Origin of the sequence: Paracoccus sp. PARArs4, assembly GCF_947311865.1 — a bacterium.
GTDB lineage: Bacteria > Pseudomonadota > Alphaproteobacteria > Rhodobacterales > Rhodobacteraceae > Paracoccus > Paracoccus zeaxanthinifaciens.
Map to the genome: position 1 here is coordinate 1 of NZ_CAMZMW010000038.1, position 4,298 is coordinate 4,298.

Annotated in this window: 4 protein-coding genes; 2 read left to right on the plus strand and 2 right to left on the minus strand. The window is 59.1% G+C overall.

The features are described from left to right. The first annotated feature begins 1,556 nt into the window (after positions 1-1,556). Together QMZ16_RS16220 and QMZ16_RS16225 are read left to right on the plus strand one after the other, a co-directional pair. The gene (locus tag QMZ16_RS16220; protein ID WP_282604021.1) at positions 1,557-1,802 is read left to right on the plus strand and encodes a BrnT family toxin; all 246 of its coding nucleotides are present in this window, start codon (positions 1,557-1,559) and stop codon (positions 1,800-1,802) included. Then, on the plus strand, positions 1,799-2,092 hold the full coding sequence (locus tag QMZ16_RS16225) for a BrnA antitoxin family protein (RefSeq protein WP_282604022.1): 294 nt from the start codon (positions 1,799-1,801) through the stop codon (positions 2,090-2,092). Before QMZ16_RS16220 ends, QMZ16_RS16225 begins: the two co-directional genes overlap by 4 nt. A 478-nt stretch (positions 2,093-2,570) precedes the next feature. Here the strand turns inward: QMZ16_RS16225 and QMZ16_RS16230 are convergent, their stop codons facing one another. Together QMZ16_RS16230 and QMZ16_RS16235 are read right to left on the minus strand one after the other, a co-directional pair. Then, the gene (locus QMZ16_RS16230; protein WP_348984675.1) at positions 2,571-2,972 is read right to left on the minus strand and encodes a helix-turn-helix domain-containing protein; all 402 of its coding nucleotides are present in this window, start codon (positions 2,970-2,972) and stop codon (positions 2,571-2,573) included. A 33-nt stretch (positions 2,973-3,005) separates the two neighbouring features. Then, on the minus strand, positions 3,006-3,551 hold the full coding sequence (locus QMZ16_RS16235) for an HTH domain-containing protein (RefSeq protein WP_282604024.1): 546 nt from the start codon (positions 3,549-3,551) through the stop codon (positions 3,006-3,008). Positions 3,552-4,298: the final 747 nt, after the last annotated feature.

Consider the following 4,298-nt stretch of genomic DNA (forward strand, 5'->3'; position numbering starts at 1 on the left):
AGACGCGCCTCGTGCGCAGGTTGTGGGGCGGGGGGCTTCCGAGTGAAACGGCCGGGGTCGAGACGGAAAAAGGACCGACCCCGGCCACACCATGCTCCGTGAGAACTGCACGGCAAGACTGGTTACAGGTGGTGACACACTCGCAAACAGGGAACCATGTGACCAAGCCGATGAACGACCACTCCCACCAAAAGTTTCGCAAGTCTTTGAAACAGAAAAAATTAAACAACCTATGGTTGTGGTCTGATCGCACATTCTCCTTACTTTAGAAGACGAAATGCCTGGGCGAGCTTTGCCTCTATCATTACCTGGATGCTTTTCTGGCGTTCCGCCTCGCGATAGCGGCGCATGATCTCGGCATGCTGTTCTGCGGGGGTCATGAAGTGCCCTCCTTCTGGCAATACGCCCAAGGTTTTTCTCGGTGGCTAGCCTATCTAGACAAAGAGCAAGAAGCGCGTGCTAGCGCCTCCTTGCCCTGTTCGAGGTTTTTTCGCATCTGCCAGCAGGTCATTCGCCGCTCAGCATACCATGCTCTGCAGCTTGCGCGCAGATCTGCGGATCTGGCGCGAAGTCTCGCAGCTGTGCATAACAGCTGCGACAGATGGGGTTCGGGGCTCATACGCGCATGTTAGCACGCTTCTCGCGGGTCATAAGGCTGATGTTTCTCAGCCAGAGGCTTTCCGCCGAAGAGGTATCTGCAACAGTCCCGTCCGCCTATAGTGTCGTTTTGCAACATGTGCGTCCATCTGTATTAGCGGTGTAAGCAAGGATTGTATTTCGGCGACACCGCGTTTCGGAGGGTTGCGCGCGCCCTTGGCGGGCCCGGATTCCGGATTTGGTCGCGTTCTGCCTCGGGAGAACCGATCCTCGATCGGCGTGCTGTTCCCGGTCGCGGAGGGCTTGGAAAGCGCCGCGTCAGATCTTCACATTCCGACCCGTTCCAGGCCCTGCAAAGGCAGGCGCTTTGGCAGGGCCGGAAGTGTAAAAAATTACATTCCCATTTCTTGCCAATCTTACAGCCTGCCGAAGCGCAGGCTTCCTTCCATGGCGCAGGGGCAGTCCACCCCGTCCAGTCGCACCAGGACCGGGCCGGCGGGATCAGGGGCTTGGGAAAGGGCGACGGGATGGATCCGAAGTACGAAACCGCAGGGCGCGGCTCTTGGGGCGCTCAGAGGCGCTGTGCGGCCCGCTCAGGGCTGGTTCGGGGTTTTCGGGGCAAGGTGTCCTGCGAAACCACCCAAGGCCGCCCCAGGGCCGAAAAAACGGGGATCCGCCGAGGGGCAGCCGTGATCCGCTGATGCGACGCCCGTGCCGGCTGCGCGCCACGCGGCGGTACCGAACGTAAAAAGGACCGCCGGCCCGTGAGCTTGGGCCGGCGGTCCGGGTGCCTCCCCGGTGCGTTGGCGTTGGCGTTGGCAGGAAGTGCAAGTTGTCGGACAAAATTCGCGTAGAGTGCCGGGAAGGCGCCCCAGAGCCTGTCAGGCAGGCAGGGGTTTTCTCGTGGCATCCTCTGGTTTTTGTAGATACAGAAACTATATCAAGTGTAGGGCGCGGGCATGATGATCGTCTGGGATGAGCCGAAGAGGCTGACCAATCTGGCCAAGCATGGGCTCGACTTTGCAGACCTGGACGAGACGTTCTTCCTGTCCTCGCTGGTCGTCCCGGTGAAAGAGAACCGCCACATGGCGATCGGGCGGCTTGCGGATGGTACGATCGCGGTCGTTTTCGCTGTCCTGGGAACCGAGGGCGTCTCGGTGATTTCGATGCGCCCGGCCAGCCGCAAGGAAAGGGAACTGCTATGACCAAGAAGCCGATCAGCGAAGCCAAGGTTCAGGCGATGATCGCCAGCGATCCTGATGCCCCGGAGGCGACCGACGCGCAGCTCGCCCAGGCGAAGCCCTTCGCCGAGGCATTCCCTGCGCTGGCTGAGAAGATGCGCAAGAATTTGGGCGGCCGTCCGAAGGCGGAGAACCCGAAAGTGGCCGTTTCCCTGCGCCTCGATCCCGAGGTGGTGTCCCGCTTCAAGGCGGAAGGACCGGGCTGGCAGACGCGCATGAACGAGGCGCTGCGACAGGCTGCAGGGCTGGGATGAAGCGAGCAAGTGGGTGACCCAGCTGGCGGTTGGTCTCGGCCAGCTCGTCGCTGGTCGTACGCTGTCCGTACAACATCGATTGTGGCAACCGGATGGGAGCTGCGCGTCTCTGCGCTAATCACGCACGAGCTGCTTGCTTCGCGACATCGAGCATAGCCATTCACCAGCAGATGCTTCGCTTCTTCGTCAAACTTCACTTCGGCAGACTGATTGATGATGTCTACAGCCCAGGTGCGAAGTACGGTTTGACTGGTTGGGGCAGGACCGACTGCCCGTTTTGCGGATGCGGCTATAGGTTCGCTCAATATCCCAATGGCTAGTTGTACGAGCTGGACGGCAGTCTGGCGCTCTGTTCCTGCGTCAGTCCAAAAGGTATTGATCATGGCCGAGCCAACCCCGCCAAGGAAAGTGGCGATGGCGACGACGGCGGCCAAGTGGAGTTCGGATAGCTCGGAAAGCTTCATTCCAACTCCAGTAACTAGAACGGCCACCAGCGGCGGCGGGGCGGGGTGGTGAACGGCATGGTGGAAGTATCACGGCGGGCTAGCTCCTGCGCCTGCGCTTTCCAGTCATCCCGCTCACGCTCAAGGTCAAGAATGCGCTGATCCTTTCCCTTAATTTCCGCTTCTAGCACCGCAATCCGCAACGTGTTTTCATTGATCGCCGGTGGCTTGTAGGTGTCAGAATTATCACCTTTGACACTAGCATTATCAGTTCGGTCTGATAGCCACTTCGACAAATCATCTAGCTTAATCTGCCAGTGGTTCCGGTTATTCCGGAATCCAATTAAATCTCCTACTTTCAATGCGTTCATAATTGTGCCGCGCGATACCTTCGCGCGTGACGCGGCTTGCTGAGGTGTTAACGTTGTCACTGTCATATCAGTGATAATGTCAGGCAATTGCCAGTGTGCCTAGTCGCTCTGTTTGCCAGTTACTGGTAACTTGGGTTCCAAGCCATCAAAGAACGGCTGCGAAACGGGCGGCAGGCCAGTGCCGGTCGGAAGTTGCACTTCCCCCATGCGAGGCAGCTTCCGCAGATCTTCATCTGACAGTGTGAAATCTGTCTGATCATCAGCATCAGCAATCACTTCAGCCGAGAACCGTGACAGGCGCAGGTTGTCTCGTTTATCTGCCCAAGCCACACGATCATTCAGAATATAAGCGCACTCGCGTCCCGCGCCGATCCGCACGACCTGCAGCCAATTGCCTGCCTCAAGGTCAGAAATTGCGTTCCGTATCGTTCGATCAGTCACGCTCAAGATCTTTGCCATAGTCTTTTGTGACACAACAACCGCATTTTGATTTCCGATGCTCGCTGAGAGCAGATGAAGAACAGCTGAGGCAGCAGGCTTGCGAGCTGTTAGCTGCGCCCAAGCCTCATGAGAAGCTCGATCAGTCTGAACAAAAGTTCCCCGCGGCGCACGCCGAATGTCAGTGGGCGGTGACATACGTGTCATAGATTTGTTCCTCAATTTCCGGAGGTGCGGAAACCCTGTTCCTGTTTGTAGCGCCGCACTTCACGATATGTGAAATGAAGCTAACGCCCAGTTCACGATATGTGAAGTAGGTTTCTGTTATCTAGAACGCACCCCGGAAATGAGTTTCCGGGGGTGCGGAAATCTAGCGACACTATCCACAGGATAAGCTATTGAAAAAAAAGGGCTCATTCTTTTCCCCTTCTTATGATCTTAAGGCAGGCAAAAAATGCACGGTCCGGGCGCGCTTGCGCGCCGGGGGGGAGCGCCCGCCAGGAAGCTGGCGACCCCCCGCCGAACGGACGGGCGGTGTAGTTTTTGCATGCCGTCGGACGCGAGGCCCCTTGTGGGCCGAGGGGACGACTCCGCGGGCGCAGGCGCGCGCGGTGGGTGGGGGTCCGGGGGAGGGAAAGGCGCGCAGGTCATGAAAACCCGCCCCCAATGCACGAGCGCAAGCCTCGGGATCTTTCAGCTGAGAAAAGGTGGTGCCAGCGGCCCGGAGCGCGCCCTAGAGGGGCCTTGCGGTGCGGGATCGACAGGCGGGGCTTCGAGGTTCGTCAACGAGGCCCTTGGCGGCTCTCCGGGGCGCTGCTGTTCAACCGGGAGGCGGGGTTTGGGGGTGTAAGGGGCGTTATGCGTCCGAAACCGCGCGAGACGCGCCTCGTGCGCAGGTTGTGGGGCGGGGGGCTTCCGAGTGAAACGGCCGGGGTCGAGACGGAAAAAGGACCG